The sequence below is a fragment of the Curtobacterium sp. MCBA15_016 genome, assembly GCF_001865105.1.
GTDB lineage: Bacteria > Actinomycetota > Actinomycetes > Actinomycetales > Microbacteriaceae > Curtobacterium.
In genome coordinates this window covers 43,567-64,815 of record NZ_MJGR01000008.1, presented here as the reverse complement: position 1 = coordinate 64,815, position 21,249 = coordinate 43,567, and the positions used below count along the sequence as shown (strand labels likewise).

The 21,249-nt window shown below is 71.8% G+C and carries 14 protein-coding genes; 7 read left to right on the top strand and 7 right to left on the bottom strand.

The annotated features are described in order from the left end of the window. The first annotated feature begins 8 nt into the window (after positions 1–8). Positions 9–455 carry a DUF3817 domain-containing protein gene (locus tag BIV03_RS04200; protein ID WP_070417720.1) on the top strand — a complete coding sequence of 149 codons (447 nt, stop codon included), beginning with the start codon at positions 9–11 and terminating at the stop codon, positions 453–455. Further along, entirely contained in the window at positions 452–2,032 is a 1,581-nt protein-coding gene (gene guaA, locus BIV03_RS04195) for a glutamine-hydrolyzing GMP synthase (RefSeq protein ID WP_071294785.1), read from the top strand. Before BIV03_RS04200 ends, guaA begins: the two co-directional genes overlap by 4 nt. Positions 2,033–2,342: 310 nt before the next feature. Here guaA and BIV03_RS04190 read toward each other — a convergent pair whose 3' ends face one another. Together BIV03_RS04190 and BIV03_RS04185 are read right to left on the bottom strand one after the other, a co-directional pair. Further along, positions 2,343–3,206, bottom strand: a complete 864-nt coding sequence (locus BIV03_RS04190) for a Bax inhibitor-1/YccA family protein (RefSeq protein ID WP_070417722.1) — start codon at positions 3,204–3,206, stop codon at positions 2,343–2,345. Between the two features lie 209 nt (positions 3,207–3,415). After that, positions 3,416–3,928, bottom strand: coding sequence for a hypothetical protein (locus tag BIV03_RS04185; protein ID WP_071294784.1), 513 nt, complete (start codon positions 3,926–3,928; stop codon positions 3,416–3,418). Positions 3,929–3,987: 59 nt separating this feature from the next. On the opposite strand from BIV03_RS04185, the gene BIV03_RS04180 reads away from it, so the two are divergent. From BIV03_RS04180 to BIV03_RS04160, 5 genes are all read left to right on the top strand, one after another. Next, complete coding sequence (locus BIV03_RS04180) at positions 3,988–4,998, top strand: glycerophosphodiester phosphodiesterase family protein (protein WP_071294783.1); 1,011 nt, start codon at positions 3,988–3,990, stop codon at positions 4,996–4,998. Positions 4,999–5,010: 12 nt separating this feature from the next. Then, positions 5,011–7,476, top strand: coding sequence for an ATP-dependent helicase (locus BIV03_RS04175; RefSeq protein ID WP_071294782.1), 2,466 nt, complete (start codon positions 5,011–5,013; stop codon positions 7,474–7,476). Positions 7,477–7,570: 94 nt separating this feature from the next. Next, the gene (locus BIV03_RS04170; RefSeq protein WP_071294781.1) at positions 7,571–9,022 is read left to right on the top strand and encodes a pyridoxal-dependent decarboxylase; all 1,452 of its coding nucleotides are present in this window, start codon (positions 7,571–7,573) and stop codon (positions 9,020–9,022) included. Beyond that, entirely contained in the window at positions 9,019–10,425 is a 1,407-nt protein-coding gene (locus BIV03_RS04165; RefSeq protein ID WP_071294780.1) for a lysine N(6)-hydroxylase/L-ornithine N(5)-oxygenase family protein, read from the top strand. The genes BIV03_RS04170 and BIV03_RS04165 overlap by 4 nt, the downstream gene beginning before the upstream one ends. Continuing rightward, a complete protein-coding gene (locus tag BIV03_RS04160; protein WP_071294779.1) occupies positions 10,422–12,779 on the top strand; it encodes a GNAT family N-acetyltransferase in 2,358 nt (785 codons plus the stop codon). The genes BIV03_RS04165 and BIV03_RS04160 overlap by 4 nt, the downstream gene beginning before the upstream one ends. Positions 12,780–12,915: 136 nt before the next feature. On the opposite strand, the gene BIV03_RS04155 is transcribed toward BIV03_RS04160, so the two are convergent. Genes BIV03_RS04155 through BIV03_RS04135 form a run of 5 tightly spaced genes read right to left on the bottom strand, consistent with a single transcriptional unit; the run spans position 12,916 to position 21,102 of the window. Further along, the gene (locus tag BIV03_RS04155) at positions 12,916–13,554 is read right to left on the bottom strand and encodes a pyridoxal 5'-phosphate synthase (protein ID WP_071294778.1); all 639 of its coding nucleotides are present in this window, start codon (positions 13,552–13,554) and stop codon (positions 12,916–12,918) included. 18 nt (positions 13,555–13,572) lie between these two features. Then, a complete protein-coding gene (locus BIV03_RS04150) occupies positions 13,573–14,274 on the bottom strand; it encodes an NUDIX domain-containing protein (protein WP_083403193.1) in 702 nt (233 codons plus the stop codon). Next, positions 14,271–15,854 carry a nicotinate phosphoribosyltransferase gene (locus tag BIV03_RS04145; protein ID WP_083403192.1) on the bottom strand — a complete coding sequence of 528 codons (1,584 nt, stop codon included), beginning with the start codon at positions 15,852–15,854 and terminating at the stop codon, positions 14,271–14,273. Before BIV03_RS04145 ends, BIV03_RS04150 begins: the two co-directional genes overlap by 4 nt. Next, positions 15,851–16,681 carry a phosphoribosyltransferase family protein gene (locus tag BIV03_RS04140; RefSeq protein ID WP_071294777.1) on the bottom strand — a complete coding sequence of 277 codons (831 nt, stop codon included), beginning with the start codon at positions 16,679–16,681 and terminating at the stop codon, positions 15,851–15,853. Before BIV03_RS04140 ends, BIV03_RS04145 begins: the two co-directional genes overlap by 4 nt. Positions 16,682–16,731: 50 nt before the next feature. Next, complete coding sequence (locus tag BIV03_RS04135; protein ID WP_071294776.1) at positions 16,732–21,102, bottom strand: FtsK/SpoIIIE domain-containing protein; 4,371 nt, start codon at positions 21,100–21,102, stop codon at positions 16,732–16,734. Positions 21,103–21,249 lie beyond the last annotated feature (147 nt).

Here is a 21,249-nt window from a genome sequence, read left to right as displayed (position 1 = left end):
TGGCCGATATGGCTCTGACCGTCCGTACCCGCGACATCCCGAAGATCCCGGGCGCGGTGAAGTGGTACCGCGTCTCGGCGTACATCACCGGCGTGCTGCTGCTCGCCCTGGTGGTCGAGATGGTCATCAAGTACACGCCGCTGCACCTCGAGATGCAGCTCGGCGGCGGTGCGTTCTTCGTGCCGGAGGGCACGGCGGGCAAGGAGCCCGGCACCTTCAACCTGTCGATCGGCATCCTCATCGCCCACGGCTGGCTGTACGTGCTCTACCTCTTCACCGACTTCCGTCTGTGGAGCATCATGCGCTGGAAGCCGATCCGCTTCCTGCTCATCGCCCTCGGGGGCATCATCCCGTTCATGTCGTTCGTGGTCGAGCACCGCATGCAGAAGATCGCCATGGACACCTACCACGAGCTGACCGCTGCCCAGCAGCGTGAGAAGGAGGCCGCTCGGTGAGCGAGACCGAACAGCGTCCCGTCCTCGTCGTCGACTTCGGTGCCCAGTACGCGCAGCTCATCGCGCGTCGGGTCCGTGAAGCGAACGTCTACAGCGAGATCGTCCCGCACTCGATCACGGCGGACGAGGTCCGTGCGAAGGACCCCGCGGCCATCGTGCTGTCCGGCGGCCCGTCGTCCGTGTACGAGACCGGTGCGCCCGCGCTCGACGGCGACATCCTCGACCTCGGCGTCCCCGTGCTCGGCATCTGCTACGGCTTCCAGGCCATGGCGACCGCGCTCGGTGGCGAGGTGGCGAACACCGGGCTGCGCGAGTACGGCGCGACCGACGTCACGCTCTCGCCCGGCACGAGCACACTCCTCGGCGACCAGCCGGAGTCGCAGGTGACCTGGATGTCCCACGGCGACTCCGTGGCGAAGGCACCCGAGGGCTTTGAGGTCCTCGCGTCCAGCGCCTCGACCCCCGTCGCCGCGTTCGCCTCCGACGAGCGCAAGCTCTACGGCGTGCAGTGGCACCCCGAGGTCAAGCACTCGGTGTACGGCCAGGCCGTGCTCGAGAACTTCCTGCACCGTGCCGCCGGGCTCCCCGGTGACTGGAACTCCGCGAACGTGATCGAGGAGCAGGTCGAACGCATCCGCGCACAGGTCGGTGCCGCCCGGGTCATCGCCGGACTCTCCGGTGGCGTCGACTCCGCCGTCGCCGCGGCGCTCGTGCATAAGGCCGTCGGCGACCAGCTCACCTGCGTCTTCGTCGACCACGGGCTCCTCCGCGCCGACGAGCGCAAGCAGGTGGAAGAGGACTACGTCGCCTCCACCGGTGTGCGGCTCATCACGATCGACGCCGAGCAGCAGTTCCTCGACGCCCTCGCCGGCGTGAGCGACCCGGAGCAGAAGCGCAAGATCATCGGGCGCGAGTTCATCCGCACGTTCGAGGCCGCGGCCGAGGCGCTGGTGCTCGAGGCCCAGGCTTCCGACTCTGATGCCGAGGTCAAGTTCCTCGTGCAGGGCACGCTCTACCCGGACGTCGTCGAGTCCGGCGGTGGCTCGGGAACGGCGAACATCAAGTCGCACCACAACGTCGGCGGTCTCCCCGACGACATGACGTTCGAGCTCGTCGAGCCGCTCCGCACCCTGTTCAAGGACGAGGTCCGCGCCGTCGGTCGCGAGCTCGGACTGCCCGAGGTCATCGTCGGTCGCCAGCCGTTCCCCGGCCCGGGGCTCGGCATCCGCATCGTCGGCGAGGTCACGAAGGACCGTCTCGAGCTGCTCCGCGCGGCCGACAAGATCGCCCGCGAAGAGCTCACCGCGGCCGGCCTCGACGAGGAGATCTGGCAGTGCCCGGTCGTCCTGCTCGCCGATGTCCGTTCCGTGGGCGTCCAGGGCGACGGTCGCACGTACGGCCACCCCATCGTGCTCCGTCCGGTCTCGTCGGAAGACGCCATGACCGCCGACTGGACGCGCCTGCCGTACGACACCCTCGCGAAGATCTCGAACCGCATCACGAACGAGGTGCCCGACGTGAACCGGGTCGTGCTCGACGTCACGTCGAAGCCGCCGGGGACGATCGAGTGGGAGTAGTCCTCCCGCGCTGACGGCCCGGCACGCGTCCTGCGTGCCGGGCCGTCCCGCGTCCGGAGGCCGGTCGGCGAGGTCGTGCGTGCGGCGAGGTCGTGCGTGCGGCGAAGTCGCACGATCTGCCGCTCGCGGCGAGGTCGTGCGGCACGTTGTGCGACCTCGGCGATGCACGGGCGGCACGTTGTGCGACCTCGGCGATGCACGTGCGGCATGTCATGCGATCTCGGCGTGGGAGGGTCGTCGGCCGCCCCTGACCCGGGAACGACGAAGGGCCCCGGCGTGTTCGCCGGGGCCCTTCGGGTCGTGCCGAGTACTAGTTGCGCTGGCTGCTCGCCACGATGGCGAGGATGCGCAGGATCTCGAGGTACAGCCACACGATCGTGACGATGAGCCCGAACGCCGCCGTCCACGCGTAGATCCGGGGAGCGCCACGACGGACGCCGGTCTGGATCTGGTCGAAGTCGAGGATCAGCGAGTACGCCGCCATGACCACGACGAGGATGCCGATGATCACGCCGAGCGGGATGCCGAAGATCTCGAACCCGAGGGCACCGAACGCGGTCTGCGTCACGCCGGTCCACATGAGGACCAGGTTGATGAGCGAGAACACCAGGTACCCGACCATCGCGACGAGGAAGAAGCGCGTGGCCTTCGGCGTCGCGCGGACCTTGCCGGAGGCGAACAGCGCGAGCGTCACGGCGAAGACACCGAGCGTGCCGAACACGGCCTGCACGACGATGCCGCCGAACGCGTTCTGGTAGTAGTGCGAGATGCCACCGACGAACAGTCCCTGGGCGAAGGAGTACGCCAGGACGAGCCCGGGCGACGGCTTCTTCTTGAACATGTTGACGAGCGCCAGCACGAACCCGGCGACGGCGCCGATGATCCAGACGATCATCGGTGCGTTCCAGCCGGCCACGGCACCCACGACGAGCACGCCGAACGCGAGCAGCGTCTTGACGATGGTGTCCTCGTACGACATGCGGTCCGTGTCGACCGTGCTGGCCGCCGGGCGATCGTACATGTACTGCAGCTGCTCGGGGGTCATCCCGCCCTGTGCCTGCTGCGGGGTCTGTCCCCAGCCGGCCTGCTGCTGACCAGCGCCGCGCCCACCCCAGGTGTTGGGCCCCTGGTTGTTGAAGGCGGGGGACTGGTCGAAACCGGGCTTGAAGGCCATGGTGTCCTCTTCCTTGGAGATTCGAGTCCTCTCAGCCTAGGTGGGCTCGGTCGCGGAAGGCTGAGGATTCGCGGCGAGCGGAAGCGGCCCCGTGGGGACCCGACGAGCGCAGCCTACGGTCGTGCGCTGCGTGCGCGCCCCGAACCGGCCCCGAGCCCGCCGACCGCTCACGGTGCGGGTCGAGGCGGACCTGCGCCGTGCCTCCTGGATCAGCAGTGCGCGCGCAGCGAGACCTCGGTACCGGTCGTCTCCGACCACAGCCGCGCGCCCTGCGTGTACGCGACCCGCACCGGACCGACCGTGCCGCCGTCGCGCGCATCACGGCGGACGTGCACGACGAGGTCGGCGGCATCGCCCGCGGCGACCGACGCGCCGAGCGCCGGTGCCGGCTCGCCCCAGTGTGCGGGGACCGGCCACTCGTCCGTCCCGTACCGGACCGGGTCCGACGCACCGTGCGGGTACCGGACCACGAACGCGTCGACGATGCGCACGCCGTCCCCCGGTGCGGACACCGCGCTGACGACGATCGGGTCGCCCGTCGGGTGGTCGAGCATCGCGATGCCGACGGTGGCGTCCGTGCGACCCTCCATGCAGACCTCGCCCCCGTCCTCGGCGAGGTGCAGGGGCGCCGATCCGGAGGCCGGCACGACCCACGCGGCGACGCCGACCAGCACCGTCGCCGCGGCGACGCTGCTCCGCTTCCACCCCCGCGCGAGCCCCATGCCGTGAACCTACCGGCCCCGGGACGCCGCGCGCCGGATGTGGCCGTAGTGTCGGGGCCATGACCCTGGTGATCGCCCACCGCGGCGCGTCCGGCTACCGTCCCGAGCACTCGCGGAGCGCCTACGAGCTCGCGATCGAACTCGGTGCCGACGCGATCGAGCCGGACCTCGTGCCCACGAAGGACGGCGTGCTGGTGCTGCGGCACGAGAACGAGGTCTCCGGCACGACCGACGTCGCAGACCACCCCGAGTTCCGGCACCTGCGCACGACGAAGACGGTCGACGGGCAGAAGACGACGGGCTGGTTCACCGAGGACTTCACGTGGGCCGAGCTGCGGACGCTGCGGACCCGCGAGCGCCTCCCCGCCCTGCGACCGGGGTCGGCGGAGCACGACGGCGAGGAGCCGGTCCTCCGCCTCGAGGACCTGCTCGCGATCCTCGACGCGGCTCCACGGCCGGTCGGACTCGTCGCGGAGGTCAAGCACGCCGACTTCTTCGACCGAGCGGGCTTCCCGATGGGGCAGCTCCTCGACGGGGTCCTCGCCGAGACCGGGTGGCGCGGGGACGAGCGCCTCACCGTCGAGAGCTTCGAGAAGGGCGTGCTGCGGGACCTCCGGGAGCGCGGGACCGGCGGGCGGCTCGTCTACCTCCAGGAGGCGCGGGGCAGCGCGGCGGACGAGGTCGCGTCCCACGGGTCGTTGGCTCCCACCTACGCGGCCGAGCGGTCCGACGACGCGCTCACGGCCTTCGCGACGGAGTTCCACGGCATCAGCGTCGACCTGGGGACGCTGATGGCCGGGGTGGACAGCGTCGCGCTCGAGGATCCGGCACCCGTGCGGAGCGCCGTCGTCGACCGCGCGCACGAAGCCGGGCTCGCCGTGTACACGTGGACGCTGCGGCCGGAGAACCGCTTCCTGCCGGCGCCGTTGCGTCGCGGCGGCGAGGTCGCGGCGTTCGGCGACTGGGAGCGGTGGTTCACCTCGGTCGTCCGCACCGGCGTCGACGGGGTCTTCGCCGACCACACCGACCTGGCCGTGCTCGCCCGCTCGGCTGTCGGAGGCCCGGCCTAGACTGTCCCGGACATGACGATCGTGCTCGACCCCTTCGACTCGACGCCCGGCCGTGCTGACGGTTCCGGCGCCGGTGACCGCGCCTACGACGACCCCTTCACCGCGGGTCTGAACCCCCAGCAGAAGGAAGCCGTCGAGTACCGCGGCGAGTCCCTGCTCATCGTGGCGGGTGCGGGCTCCGGCAAGACGAGCGTGCTGACCCGCCGCATCGCGCTGCTGCTCGCCAACCGAGAAGCCTGGCCGTCGCAGATCCTGGCGATCACCTTCACGAACAAGGCCGCGGCCGAGATGCGCGAGCGCGTGCGGGCGCTCGTCGGGCAGGCGTCCGAGGGGATGTGGATCTCCACCTTCCACTCGGCGTGCGTGCGGATCCTCCGGCGCGAAGCCGAGCGCTTCGGGTTCGCGCAGTCGTTCACGATCTACGACTCCGCCGACTCGAAGGCGCTGCTCAAGCGGATCATCAAGGAGCTCGAGGCGGACTCGCTCGGGCTGACCGTCGGCGCTGCGGCCTCGAAGATCTCGAAGCTCAAGAACGAGCTGCAGGACATCGACTCCTACGCCCGGAACATCAACGCGAACGACCCGCAAGAGGTCATGTTCACCGAGGTCTTCCGGCGGTACACGAACGAGCTGCGCCGGGCGAACGCGTTCGACTTCGACGACCTCATCGGCCAGACGGTGTTCCTCTTCCGTGCCTTCCCCGAGGTCGCCGCGCTCTACCAGCGCCGGTTCCGGTTCATCCTCGTCGACGAGTACCAGGACACCAACCACGCGCAGTACGCCCTCATCCGCGAGCTCACACGGCCGGTCCCGGTCGAGCAGGTGGACAAGCTCGAGGACGCCGGGCAGCACGTGGCCCGCATGCGCGAGGCCGACGGGTCGATCGCCCCGGCGTCGCTGACCGTCGTCGGCGACTCCGACCAGTCCATCTACGCCTTCCGCGGGGCGGACATCCGCAACATCGTCGAGTTCGAGCGGGACTTCCCGAACTCGAAGGTCGTCCTGCTCGAGCAGAACTACCGGTCGACGCAGAACATCCTCGACGCCGCGAACGCCGTCATCGCGAACAACTTCGACCGGCAGGCGAAGAACCTGTTCACGGACGTCGGTGCGGGCGACAAGATCGTCGGGTTCACGGGCTACACCGGGCACGACGAGGCCCAGTTCGTCGCCGACGAGATCCAGCGCCTGCACGAGGACGGCATGTCCTACCGCGACATGGCCGTCTTCTACCGGACGAACTCGCAGACCCGTGCGCTCGAGGAGATCTTCATCCGTGCGGCGATCCCGTACCGGGTCCTCGGCGGCACGAAGTTCTACGAGCGCGCCGAGATCAAGGACGCCATGGCGTACCTGATCACCGTCGCCAACCCGGCCGACCCGATGGCGCTCCGACGGGTCCTCAACGTCCCGAAGCGCGGCATCGGCGCGGTCACCGAGACCACCCTGCAGCGCTACGCCGACGAGCACGAGACGACGATGCGGGACGCCCTCCGGCACGCCGACGAACTCGGGTTCGGGCCGAAGGTGCGCAACGCGATCACGGCCTTCGCCGCCCTGCTCGACGACGTCTCGTCCCGCGCCGGTACCCAGCCGGTCGTGGACACCCTCACGCAGCTGCTCGACGGCTCGGGGCTGCTCGAGAACCTCCGGAAGTCGCCCGACGCGCAGGACGCCGCCCGTGCGGACAACATCGATGAGCTCGTCGCGGTGACGCGGGAGTTCCAGAAGAACAACCCCGAGGGCACGCTGTCCGACTTCCTGACCGAGGTCTCCCTCGTCGCCGCGGCGGACGAGCTCGACGACTCGTCGGGAACCGTGTCGCTCATGACCCTGCACACGGCGAAGGGGCTCGAGTACGACGCGGTGTTCCTCACCGGCGTCGAGGAAGACCTGCTGCCGCACCGGATGTCGGCGAACGAGCCGGGTGGTCCGTCCGAGGAACGCCGGCTCTTCTACGTGGGGATCACCCGCGCCAAGAAGTCCCTCTTCCTGTCGCTCGCGATGACCCGCGCGCAGTTCGGTGACGTCAACGTGGCGATGCCGTCCCGCTTCCTGCAGGAGATCCCCGAGGGGCTCATCGAGTGGAAGCAGTCTCCCGGCATGGCGAACAGCCGCGGCGGGACCGAACCCCGGGCCCTCAACGCCCGACGGGGCGGCGGGGTCGGCGGCTCGGGCGGCGGCGCCGGCGGCGGGTACCGCGGCGGTGGCGGCTGGGGCGGTGGCTCGTACGACCGGGCGGCCGCAGCGCAGAAGACCCGTCCGAAGACCGAGTGGGCGAACCGCGTGTCCGGGCAGGTCCGCGACAACGGCGACATGGAGCTCGTGGCCGGCGACCGCATCAAGCACGTCGACTTCGGCGAGGGGACGGTCTCGGCCGTGACCGGCATCGGCGCCAAGCGCATCGCCGAGATCGCGTTCGACTCCGCGGGCCGCAAGAAGCTCCTCATCAAGATCGCGCCCATCGAGAAGCTCTGAGGCGCTGAGCCCCTGACGCCGACGCGCCCGGCCATGTCGGGAGCGTGCTGCCGTGCGTGACAATCGAGGCGAGGTGAGGTTAGCCTTACCTAACGTGACAGCCCTCATCGAATTGTTGACCTCTGCCAACGCCGAGCGCTACCGGACCACCGTCACCACGACGGTCGACCGGCTCGCGGACCGCATCTCCGACGTCGACCGACCGACGACCGACACCGCCGCGGACGAACTCCGGGCCCGTGTCGCCGCCGTCGACCTCGACGCGGAACCCCTCGGGACGGACCGGGCGCTCGCCGAGCTCGACGACCTGTTCGTCCGCGAGGCCGTCTGGTTCCACGACCCGGCGTACCTCGCCCACCTCAACTGCCCCGTCGCGCTGCCCGCGGTCGCGGCGGAGTCGGTGCTCGCCGCCGTGAACACCTCGGTGGACACCTGGGACCAGTCGCGGATCGGGACCGACATCGAGCGGCACGTGGTGGCGTGGCTCGCCGGGCGCATCGGGTTCGCGGGCGGTGACGGGGTGTTCACCTCGGGCGGGTCCCAGTCGAACCTGCAGGCGCTGCTGCTGGCGCGAGAGGCAGCGACGGCTGCGACGGCCGCGACGGCCCCGATGCTCACCGTCTTCGCCACCGCCGAGTCCCACTTCAGCGTCCGCAAGTCCGCCCGGCTCCTCGGCCTCCCCGACGACGCGGTCGTCGACGTCCCCACCGACCAGGCCGGCCGGATGCGTCCCGCGGCCCTCGCCGAGGCGATCGCCGCGGCCCGCACGGCCGGCCGCACCCCGATGGCCGTCGTCGCCACGGCGGGCACCACCGACCGCGGCGTGATCGACCCGCTCGAGCCGATCGCCGACGTGTGCGACCTCGAGGACGTCTGGCTCCACGTCGACGCCGCGTACGGCTGCGGCCTGCTCGTGTCCCCGACCCGTCGGCACCTGCTCGACGGGATCGAGCGTGCGCGGAGCGTGACCGCCGACCTGCACAAGTCGTTCTTCCAGCCGGTGTCGTCGAGCGCCCTGGTCGTCCGCGACCCCGCCGACCTCCGCCGCACGGCCTGGTACGCGGACTACCTCAACCCCGAGGACGCCGCCGAGCCGAACCAGGTCGACAAGTCCCTGCAGACCACCAGGCGGTTCGACGCGTTGAAGCTCTGGGCGACCCTCCGAGCGTCCGGCGCCGAGGCCGTCGGGCGGGCGTTCGACGCGGTGATCGACCTCGCGGCGGCGACGCACGCGATCGTCGACGAGCACCCGGACCTCGTGCTCGTCGCGCCGACGCAGCTCAGCACCGTGCTGTTCCGGTGGCAGCCCGCCGGCGTGACCGACGCGGACGCCGACGCACTGGTGGCTCCGATCCGGGCGGCCCTCCTCGCCGAGGGGCGGGTGCTCATCGCGAAGACCGTGATCGACGGGCGCCCCTGCAACAAGCTGACGCTGCTCAACCCGGAGACGACCCCGACGCAGATGCGCGCCTCGCTCGACCACGTCGCGGCGACGGCAGCGCGCGTCCGCGCGACCACCTCCGCCCCGGAAGGAGCAACGCGATGACCACCGCTGACGACCTCCGGTCCGCAGGCCAGACCGCCGACCGCCCCGTCCACGACCTGATCGGCATCGGCATCGGGCCGTTCAACCTCGGCCTCGCCTGCCTCACCGACCCGCTCGACGACCTCGACGCGGTGTTCCTCGACGCCGCCGACGGCTTCGCCTGGCACCACGGCATGATGCTCGACGACGCCACGATCCAGGTGCCGTTCATGGCGGACCTCGTGACGATGGCGGACCCGACCTCGCCGTTCTCGTTCCTGGCGTGGCTCAAGGAGACCGGTCGGCTCTACCCGTTCTACATCCGCGAGGACTTCCACCCCCTCCGCAGCGAGTACGACGCGTACTGCCGGTGGGCCGCCGACCGGCTCGACACCCTCCGCTGGGGCCGCCGGGTCACGGCCGTCGAGCACGACGTGACGACCGACCTGTTCACGGTGCACGCTGAGACCGATCAGGGCCCCGAGACGTACCGCGCACGCCACGTCGTCGTCGGCATCGGCACGGAGCCGTCCGTCCCCGCACCCCTGCGGGGCATCGACGGGCCGGCGATCCACTCCGCCGAGTTCCTGCCGAACCGTGACGCCCTGCGCCGTGCCGGGTCGATCGCGGTGATCGGCAGCGGCCAGTCCGCCGCCGAGGTCTACCGCGAGCTGCTCGAGGACGTCCGGCGGGACGGCTACCGCCTCGACTGGATCACCCGCTCGCCGCGGTTCTTCCCGATGGAGGACACCAAGCTCACGCTCGAGATGACGAGCCCGGAGTACACGGACCACTTCCACGCCCTGCCCGAGGACGTCCGCGACCACCTCGGTCGCGAGCAGCGCGGGCTGTACAAGGGCATCAGCGCGGACCTCGTCGACGCGCTGTACGACCAGCTGTACCGGCTCAGCGCGCCGGGACCGGTCCCGACGACGCTCCGCACCGAGACCAGCGTGGTCGACGCCGTCTGGCTGGCGGACCGGGGGACGTACCGGCTGACCCTCCGGCACGAGCAGCTCGGCGAGACGTACGAGCACGAGGTCGAGCGGCTGGTCCTGGCGACCGGGTACCGACCGCGGTCCGCGGCGTTCCTCGCACCGGTCGAGCACCTCGTCGCCCGCGACTCCCGGGGGCGCCTGGCGGTCGCACGCGACCACCACGTCGACCGACTCGGCGGCCGCATCTGGGTGCAGAACGCCGAGGAGCACACGCACGGCCTCACCGCACCCGACCTCGGCATGGGGGCGTGGCGGAACGCGTCGATCATCCGGTCCGTCACGGGTCGGCCCGTCTACGGCCTGGAGGCACGGATCGCCTTCCAGGAGTTCGGCCTGCCCGCCTCCGCCCGCTCCACGGCACGTGGCAGCACCGCGGACGGCGCGCCGCCCCGGCACGCGACCGAGCGCGCGGAGGTCTCCGCATGACCGTCGTCGCGACCACCCTGCCGGACGTGACCCAGGTCGGCGGCGCCGAGCCGCGCCTCCTGGCCGTCGAACCCGTGGACCCGGATCGTGACGCCGCCCTCGTGCAGTCGTGGCTCGCGCACCCCGCGTCGTCGTGGTGGGGCATGGGGCACGTCGACGTCGACGCGGTGCGGACGTACCTCGCGGACGTGCAGGCGGATCCCGCGCAGGCCGCGTGGCTCGGCCGTCGTGACGGCGTCCCGGTGTTCCTCGCGGAGACGTACGACCCGGCACGGGTCCTGCTCACCGACGTGTTCGCCGCCGAACCCGGCGACGTCGGCATGCACCTGCTCGTCGCGCCGCCGCCCGCCGACGGACGGGTGCACGGACTGACGAGCGCCGTCATGCGCACCGTCGTCGAGCACTGCCGCGACGTCCTCGGAGCACGCCGCGTCGTCGTCGAGCCCGACGTCCGGAACACCGCCGTGCACGCGAAGAACGCCGAGGTCGGGTTCCGCGTGCTGCGCGAGGTCGACGTCGACGGCAAGCGTGCCCTGTTGTCCGTGCTCGACACCGACCGGATCGGGCTGCCCGAGGGCGACGGGCCCGCGGCGCACCTCCGGCCGGAGCACCTCGAACCGGCCCAGCGGCACCTCGTGGCGAAGGCGATCGCCGAGTTCACGCACGAGCGCCTCGTGGAACCGCAGCCGGACGGCGACGCCTGGCGGCTCGACGCGGGGGAGTCGACCTACCGGTTCCGCGCGCGCCGGCACGTGCTCGAGCACTGGTCGATCGACGAGACGTCGCTGACCCGCACCCGTGCCGGTGCGGCGGCCCCGCTCAGCGCGCAGGACCTCGTCCTCGAGCTGCGCGACGTGCTCGGGGTCCCCGACGCGCTGCTCGGCACGTACCTCGAGGAGATCGCCTCCACCCTCGCGAGCGCCGCCGCGAAGCGCCGTCGCGGTGGGCCATCAGCCGCGCAGCTCGCACGGGGGCGCACGGAGGGGGCCGACCGCGTCGTCGCGTCGTTCCAGGACGTCGAGTCGGCGATGACCGAGGGGCACCCGGCGTTCGTGGCGGCGAACGGGCGGATCGGGTTCGGGCTCGACGAGTACCGCGCCTACGCTCCCGAGGCCGGCGGTCGGTTCCGCTACCGCTGGCTCGCCGCGCGCCGGGCCTGCACGCACCTCGCGCTCGCCGCGGACCGCACCGAGCGCGACCACTGGGCGGCCGAGCTCGACCCGGAGACCACCGCCGGGTTCCGGGCCGTGCTGGTGTCCCGAGGACTCGACCCCGACGACTACGTCTGGATCCCCGTGCACCCGTGGCAGTGGCAGCACCGGATCGCCGTCACGTTCGCGCCGGACCTCGGGCGGCAGGACCTGGTCGACCTCGGCGAGGGACCGGACGAGTACCAGCCGCAGCAGTCGATCCGGACGGCGTTCGACCGCTCCCGCCCGGAGCGCTCCTACGTCAAGACGGCGCTCGCCGTGCAGAACATGGGGTTCCTGCGGGGGATGTCGCCCGCGTACATGCGGAACACCCCGGCGGTGAACGACTGGGTCGCGGCACTCGTGTCCGCGGACGAGACGCTGGCCGGCGCCGGGTTCTCGGTGCTCCGGGAGCACGCGGCCATCGGGTACACCGGGGACGCCTACCACCGGGTCGACGTGTCCTCACCGCAGCGGAAGATGCTCGCGGCGCTGTGGCGGGAGAGCCCGCTGCCGCGGGTGACCGACGGCGAGCGACTGCTGACGATGGCGGCGCTGCTGCACCGGGACGCCTCGGGTGACGCCGTCGTGTCGGCGCTGATCGAGGCATCGGGGCTGCCTGCCGACGAGTGGGTGCGGCGCTGGCTCGACGCGTACCTGCTGCCCGTGGTGCACTGTCTGACCGTGCACGACCTGGTGTTCATGCCGCACGGCGAGAACCTCGTGCTCGTCGTCCGTGACGGGGTCGTGGTGCGCGCGGTGATGAAGGACATCGGCGAAGAGGTCGCGGTGCTCGGGCGGCACGCCGACCGCCCGGTGCCCGCCGACATCGAGCGCATCGTGCACCCGGTGGACGACGACGAAGCGGCGCTGGCCGTGTTCACCGACGTGTTCGACGGGGTGCTGCGCTTCGTCGCGGCGATCCTCGACGACGACGGGGTCCTGCCGGAGTCGCGGTTCTGGCAGGTGGTGGGGGAGTGCGTCGACGCGCACGCCGCGGCCCACCCGGAGCGCCGGCGGCCGCTGGACCTGCGGGTGCCGGCGTTCGAGCACTCGTGCCTCAACCGGCTGCAGCTGCGGAACACGCTGTCGATGGTGGACCTGGCGGACCAGTCGTCGTCGCTCATCCGGGCGGGGGCGATGCCGAACCCGATCGCGCGGTAGCGCGGGCGCGCGGCGCGGGGCGCGCGGCCGCGGCGCGTGTGACGAACCAGGAATCCGACATCGAACCAGCGTGCGCGGCTGGTTCGATGTCGGTTCCGTGGTTCGACGTCGGGCGGAGCCCGCCGCCCGCGCCGCGCTACGGCTGCAGCCGCGCCGCCGACCAGGCACCGTCGGCGAGCACGTACTGCAACCGCCGGTGCATCCGGTCGCGGCTGCCGTGCCAGAACTCGACGCGGTCCGGCTCGAGTCGCCACGCCACCCAGCCCTCCGGGCGGGGCACGTCGTCCTCGGACTCGTCGAGCAGCGCGTTCGCGTCGTCGATGAGGTCCTGCAGCGTCCGGGGTTCGAGCACCGAGGACTGGTCGGCGATCGCGGTGGCGGCGCGGGACTTCGGCGACCGGTCGGCGAACAGCGCGTCGGACTCCGCGTCGGAGAGCTGCACGGCCCGGCCCTCGAACCGCAGCTGCTGCATGGTCTCCCGCCAGTACACCTGGAGCGCGGCGAACGGGTTGTCGTCGAGCTGCCGGCCCGTCGGGCTGAGCGTCGAGGTCCCGAACACGAGCCCGCGGTCGTCGAGCCGCTTCACGTCCACGGTCCGCGCCGAGACCCGGCCGTCGGACCCCGCGGTGGCGAGCGTCATCGACATCGGCTCGGACACGTCGCCGTCCCGCGCCTCGTCGATCCAGGTGCGGGCGACGTCGAACGGTGATGCTGGCGGGTCGGTGTACTCCGGGAACGCGAACGAGGTGTCACCGGACAGCGGGGCGGAGGGCATGCCCCCACCCAACCGCGATCAGTCCACCCACGTCCAGGTTGCCGGGGGACGACCGCCACGGACCGCGGCCGTGGCCGACGCGTCGGCCCGGACGAGCGCCGGGTTGGTCCGCAGCGCCCGGTTCGTGTTGCCCGGGTCCGGCTGCACGCCCGTCAGTGCGGTCTGCAGCGCGGAGGCGTCGGAGGTGGTGAACACCTCGCCGAGCAACGCGCGCGTGAGCGGCAGGTCGCGCCAGATCCGGGTGCGGACGTGGTCGAGGGCGGCTCGGATGATCGCGTCGTGGTCGAACGGGAGGCGCGGGTCGTCTCCCCCGGGCACGCGCCAGACCGCGGGTCCCGCGGCCGAGGGCGGGGCCACCACAGCGGCCGCCGCGGCCGGCGTCGGGGTCGTCACCGCCGGTGCCACGACGGCCAGGAAGGCGACGCTGATCGCGGCGCTCCGCGGGTCGCGGTCGGGTCCGTCGAACGCGCCGATCTGCGCGAGGTGCCGGACCGTCGCCGCGTCGATCCCGGTCTTGGTCCGCAGTGCGCGTCGTGCACCGTCGGCGAGGAGTTCCGCACCCTCCAGGAGCACGCCGGGGAGCGCCTCCTGGCCCGCGTACGGCGCGTACTGCCGACGCGCGGTGGCGACCCGCAACCCGTCGCTCGTCGTGAACGACATCGGGACGACGTCGATCGCGATGAGCGGCTGGTCGCGGGCCGCCGAGGTGGCGTCGGTCACGCCGTCGCCCGACGGGCCGCGCGGTCGGCGCGCTCGGTGCGTTCGCGGCGGAGGGTCTCCCGCACGTCCGCGAACGACTGCAGGACCCGGAACCGGCCGTCGACCCACACGGGCTGGAGCAGGCTCGTCGCCTCGTCCTCTGCGGTGGCCTGGTCGGTCTGGCGGATCTCGCCGGTTTCGTCGCGGTGCAGGGCGATCCGGCCCTTCGCGCTCTTCTTGCCGCTGCCCGTCTTCGGGTCCTTCTGGATGTCGACGGGCTCGCCGTCCACCAGCGCCCAGGTGGCCTTGACCGCGCTGCCGAGGTTGTCGCGGGTCATGTACTGGTACGTGTACGAGCCGATGCCGAGCACGATGTTGTCGCTCGCGTAGCCCTTGGCGGCGAGTCGCTCGTAGATGCGGCGGGCACGGTCGAGGGTGATGCTGTCGCCGTAGATCACGCCGATGTGCTGGTCGAGGACCTTGAAGCCCTGGTCGTTCACGGTGTGCCCGAAGATCTCGTCGAGGAGCTCGACGACACCCTTCTCCTCGTGGCTGCGGGCCGGGTCGGTCAGCGCCGCGGTGTCGACCCCGTGCACGGTGCCGGTGACGATGTCCACCGGGTCGCCCGAGTCCGGGCGGATGACGAGCTTGCCGTCGCGACCCGTGATCCGGTCCTTCAACTGCGGGAGCGTCTCGGTGATCACCTTGAAGAGGTCGAACCCGTCGCTCACGGCCGACACGATGCCCGTCGGGTACACGTCGAGGATCTGCTCGAAGGTCGCCAGCTCGCCCTCGGCGCCGCGCACGCACATCACGCTGTGCTCGGTGGCCGGGACGCTCGCGGCCACCCAGCCGTTGTCACCCGGGTAGTAGCGGTCGATGAAGTCGAGCGACGGCATCGAGTCGGTGCCGAGGAACGAGAGGAGGTGCCCGGCGCCACCGGCCGCGGCCGACTCGATGCTCGACTGCCCCCGGAAGGAGAAGTCGTGCGCGGCGAAGTCGATGCTGGCCGGGTCGGCGCCGGTGCGGGCGGCCCAGTCCTCCATGAGGTCGCGGTACTCGAGTGCCTTCGTCGCGACGGTCGACGGGTGCCAGATCGAGGCCGACAGGGCCGTCTCGATGTAGTTCGGCAGCCAGAAGAACTCGTCGACGGTGTTCTCGACGGTGAGGGTCGCGACGCCGATCGGGGCGAGGGTTCCCTCGGGGAGCGCGCGGATCTCGAGCGGGAGGTACCCGAGGCGGTGGAGTGCCCGGACGTGGTCGGTGCCGATGTGGTTCGGGCCGAAGTACCCCTGCAGTGCCTGCTCGAACAGGCCGGCGACCTCGTCCTCGTCCGCGGCGAAGAACGGCGCCCACGCCTCGACGAGGGAGCGCTGGATGAACGCCTGCAGGCCGAACACCACGGCGTGCGTCGACTCGGGCATGTGCGCGTTCGAACGGTTCGTCCAGTTGATGAGGATCCGGGTGGTGCCGGCCGGGTAGACCTGCCGGTGCGAGTGCTTGTAGCCGTCGACGGCGAGGAGCGGGGCGATCGGGCTCGGGCCGGTGAGGCGGGGCGCGATGCCGGTGGTGCCGGTCGTGGTGGTGTCGGTCTGCGTCATCGGATCTGCTCCGTCAGGTAGGGGGTGAGTTCGATCGTGCGCAGGCCCTCGATGGCGTTCTGCGCGGGGTAGGAGTCCGTCGTGACGATCTCCCCGAAGTGCTCGGCGAGCTGCGGGGCCCGGCCGGAGAAGACGCCGTGCGACACCCAGAGGCCGAGGCGGTCCTTCGTCAGCCCCGTCGCGGTCGCGAGGCCCATGAACGTGCCGCCGCCGTCGCAGATGTCGTCGACGACGAGCAGGCGACCGGTGTCCGGCAGCGGCTCACACGTGAAGCCGTCGAGCTTGCCGGTGTCCGGGTTGCGGTGCTTCTCGGCGCGGAACACCGGCAGCCCGCAGGCGTCGGCGACGGCGGAGGCCCGCGCGACCGCGCCCTTGTCGGGGGCGATGATCCCGCTGTAGTCCGAGCCGGCGACGACCTGGTCGCGGACGACGGTCTCGCTCGTGACCACGGTCAGGCGCTCCACCAGGTCGACGATCACCGGCGAGTGCGGGTCGAACGCGATGACCTGGTCGATCCCGAAGCCGTTGACGACGTCCGCGTAGACCTTCGCGCCGAAGGGGAGGCCGCGGTCCTGCCGGGCGCCGGGCAGGTACGGGACGAGGGCGACGGACCGGGATCCGCGCTGCCGGACGGCGTCCGCCCACATGCCGAGCATGAGGAGGTCGTCGCCGTTCGTGCCGCGCAGGGTCGCGATCTCGATGAGGTCCCCCGCGTCGGCGTCGTGTGCGACCTTGACGTGTGCTTCACCCGCGGGGAACCGCATGGTGGAGAACGTCGGTGTCGCCTGGGTGCCCCGGGTGGTCCGGGTGCTGAGTTCGACTGCCATGACCCGACCGTACCACGGTATTTGTCAGTGTGACAAGAACCGGGGTGCGATCAGGGGACCGGAACCTGCACCGACACCAGTTCGCCGTCGCCGAGGTGCACCAGCGCGGAGCCGACCTGCACACGTTCGACGATGCTGCTGCGCGGCAGGCGCATGCCGAGCAGGTCGCCCTCGGTGATCGCCTGCGGGCTGAGGAGGGCGCCAGACCGACGTCGTTTCATGTCCACCTGCCAGCCCGTGAACCCGACGCCGAACTCGGCCGTCAACCCCGCCGCGACGATCGCCTGGCCGTTGTCCGCCGCGCTCTTCACGAAGCCCTGCAGCCAGCTCTTCGCGGGTGCGTCCTTGACGAGCTCGGCATCGTCGATGACGAGGACCCGGCGGCCGGGTTGCCCGTCGAACAGCGGCGCGAGGTCGGCCTCGGTGACGTCGACGCCCTCGTGCGCGCCGAGGACGCCGGGTTCGGACGCGAGGGCGCGCAGGGGCGACTGCCGCGGGGTGACGAGCACGATCTCGCCCCCCTCGCGCAGCACCGACCGTGCGATCGACAGCAGGACGGAGCTCCGACCGGACTTCGCGGGACCGCCCACGACGAACGAGCCCGCGGCCGCGAGGTCCGGCCCGATGGCGGTGAGGTCGTCCCCGCCGATGCCGACGAGGCCGAACAGGGCGGCGTCGTCGTCGCGCATCTCCCACGCCCGGTCGAACGGCACCGGCCCGGACAGCTGGTCGACGCGGAACGGCCGACGGGCACGCTCGACCGCGCGGTCGCGCTCGGTCGCGAAGGTCGCGAGCGCGGTGATCGCCGCGGCCTGCGACTGACCGGTGCCGGCGGCGGCGAGCAGGGCGATCTGCGTCTCGGTGGCGGACTCCGACGCGAACGCCCGTCCGTCCGGGACCTGCTCGGGCAGCTTGCGGGGGTTGAGCGACGCGAGGCCGTAGTCACCGCGGTCGGAGAGCCGGAGGACGAGCTTGTCCTCGACCAGGGTCGCCATCCGGCTCGACAGGAGCTGACGGTCCCCGGTGACGACCAGGTGGATGCCGACGCTCGCCCCTTCGCGCAGGAGGGTCATCACCTGGTCCGTCGGTGCGCCGTGGTCGAGTTCGCCGAGCGAGCCGACGAACCCTTCCCACCGGTCGAGCATGAACACGATGTGGGGGAGCCGGTCGGCGGGCACGACCGCCGCCGCGCGCTGCTCGACGATGCTCGCGAACCCGCCGTCGGCGAGGACCTGCTGCCGGCGGGCGAGCTCCTGGGTGAGCTTCGTGAGGAGACGCTGCGCGCGTTCGGTCTGCACACGCTGCACGACGGCGCCGGCGTGCGGGAGGGCCTGGATCGGCAGCAGCGCTCCGTTGCCGCAGTCGAGCGCGTACACGTGGACGTCGGCTGCCGAGGTGTTCCGCGCGACCGCGGCGGCGATCGTGCGGAGCACCTGCGACCGACCGCTCCGTGGAGCACCCACCACGTAGAGGTGCCCGTCCGAGTCGAGGTCGAGGCTCCGGACCCGCTGCGCCTGCTCGGCCGGGAAGTCCTGCAGCGCGAAGGGCAGCGGGCCGACCCGGGCATCGGTCGTGCTGCTGTCGTCGAGCTCCCAGGCCCGGTCGTTCAGGTCGGTGAAGAGCAGCGTCTCCGGCAGGGCGTCGAGCCACGGACGGTAGGGGGCCGGTCCACCGAGCTCGGTCGCCGCCTCGGCCACCGCACCGACCAGCTCCTGCAGGTCGGTGCGTTCCTCTGCCTGCAGCTCCTTCGACTTCGGTGGTGCCGGCGGGGTGGTGCCGAGCGACGACCACGAGACGGCTCCGGCCCAGACCTGCTTGCGTCCGGTCGACAGCCCCGGACGCCGGCCGCCCACCCGACCGGCCTGGAACGGCAGCAGCGCGCCGGCCCCGAGCCGGATGTACCCGCGGCCGGGCGTGCTCTTCTGGATCTGCGCCGCGTCACCGGCGTCGATGACATCGGTGCTCTCGCTCGAGTCCGTGACCCGGAGCGCGATCCGGAGGTTCGTGTTGGCGCGGATGTCGTTCGACACGACACCCGTCGGACGCTGCGTGGCGAGGATGAGGTGGATGCCGAGCGACCGTCCCCGCTGTGCGATGTTGACCAGGCCGGTGACGAAGTCCGGGAGTTCGCGCACGAGACTCGCGAACTCGTCGATCACGATGAGCAGGCGCGGCATCGGCGGCAGCGGCTCACCGCGGACGAGGCGGTCGACGTAGTCCTCGATGTCCTTCGCGGCGGCGTCGGCCAGCAGGTGCTCGCGGCGACGGAGCTCGGCGCCGAGCGACTCGAGGGCGCGTTCCACCAGGTGCGTGTCGAGGTCCGTCACCATGCCGACCGTGTGCGGCAGCGGCGCGAAGTCGCGGAACGCCGCACCGCCCTTGTAGTCGATGAGGACGAAGTTCATGCCCTCCGGGGTGTTCGTCGCCGCCAGGGACGCGACGATCGTCTGCAGCAGCTCGGACTTCCCCGACCCCGTCGTGCCGGCGACCAGGCCGTGCGGGCCGTCCTTGCGGAGGTCGAACGCGAACGGGCCGTCCAGGCTCTCGCCCACGACCACCTCGGTGGTGCGCGCACGCACGTTCCACTTGCCCGTGATCGCCCGCGCCGTCGGCGGTTCCAGCAGCATCACGTCGAGCAGCCGCGACGACGACGGCAGCCCACCGGCATCGCTCTCGTCGTCGGCGTCGACCATCGGCGCCACCGCCCGGGCGACGGTCTCGAACCAGCCGTCCGGGATGCGGTCCGGTCGGACGTCGGTGACCGTCGCCTGACGCTGGGCGGCGACACGGATGCGCTCCGGACCCACCGTGACGACGACCGAGCACTCCTCGGGCAGCAGGCGTGCCTCTTCCTCGATGCAGATCGCCCGGACGCCGACCGCTGGGCCCTCCTTGAGGATGCGGATCAGGCCCGGCAGTGCGCGCAGCCGTCGAGCGCCGTCGAGCACCACGACCACGTCGGGACCGGGGATCCCCCGCACGTTCGACTCGCGCATCGCCCGCTGCCGTGCGTCGATGAGCTGCCCGATCTCGGCGACCCGCGCGCCCAGCGTCTCGGCGTCGTTGCCGATCGCGATGACGGCGTCCTGCCCGAAGCCCGGTCGCGCCTGCGGCACCCATCGCAGCCACGCCCACTCGTCGGCGGACTGCGCGTCGGTGAGCACCACGAACTGGGTGTCCCGCGGGCTCTGCAGCACCGCGAGCTGCGCCACGAGCCACGACGTGAGGTGCCTGGTGTGCTCGTCGCGTCCGGCGACACCGACCACCCCCTGCTCGCCGAGGTCGACCACGACCGGCACGTCCTCGGCCAGCTTGTCGACCGCCCGCCGGTGCTCCAGCGCTGCCGGGTCCTCGAGCACGACGCCCGACGGCACGTCCGCCGTGCCGACGCGCAGCGTGAGGTAGTCGGGGTCGGTCCGCCGACGCTCCCACAGCCGGGCGCGACGGCGCAGGGCGATGTCGAGCACCGTCGCCGGGTCGGGCGCGCTGGTGCGTGACTCGCGCTGGTACCGGACCACTGCCTCCAGGGCGTCCGCCTCGACCGCCTTCTTCGTCTCCTCGTACTCGGCCACCCGCTGCCGGTGCGTCTTCTTGCCGTTGCGGCGGTCCCACCAGGCGTTGCCGAACATGATGATCGGCGACATGAGGCCGAAGGCCAGGTACGCGACGTTGTGGAAGATCGAGATCATCACGGCCGCCATGCCGAGCGGCGCGAGCGCCGCGATGATCGGGATGGAGCGGCGCGACTGCTGCCCCGGCGCCGCCGGCAGCTTGAAGACCGTCGGGGTCTCCTCCGGCAGCAGGCGCGGCGGCCGGGTGTAGTCGAGCGTCCCGCCACCTGGTGTCAGCGTGATCGCCGCCCGGTCGGCGTCCGGGACCGCGACCGACAGCAGCGTGTCGCCGATCGTGACGACGCTGCCGGGTTCGACGGGCGTCTCCTCGTCGAGCTCCGTGCCGTCGAGGAGGACGCGCGAGCCGCGCGTCGGGATGATCGAGAACCGCCGGTTGAGGTCGAGGCGCAGGATCGCCGCGTACTCCGGGGCGGTGCGGTCCGGCAGGTGCACCGTGGCGTCCGGAGCGGAACCGACGTGCGCGATGCCCGCGTCCAGCACCACGACCGTGCCGGCACCGGGCCCGCCCACGATGCGGACGCTCGGCAGGTCGGCCGGCAGCGGGAGGACCGGCGCGGGGGCGCCGAAGGTCAGGCGGGACCCCTCGAGCAGGACGCCGTCACCGAGCCGGGCGTGCGGGGTCGTCGGGACGGCGTCGACCGCGACCTCGACGATGGACTCGGCGCTCAGGCCGAAGCGACGGGCGACGATCTCGACGACCTCGCCGAGGACGGTGTCCTCGTCGCACTCGACCACGAAGTCCGCGGTGGCGTCGGTCGGCAGGTGGGTCGCGGTGAACGTCAGGCGCACGTGGCACCTGCCACGTCGTGGGTCCTGGTCGTCGCGGAGCACCCCGTCGAGGCCCCCCGCAGCGTCGTGCTGCCGCTCATGGGTCGATTCTCGCAGGTTCCTGCGCCGCGCAGGCCGGGTTGCGTCCGGCTTGTGGATGGGCGGTCG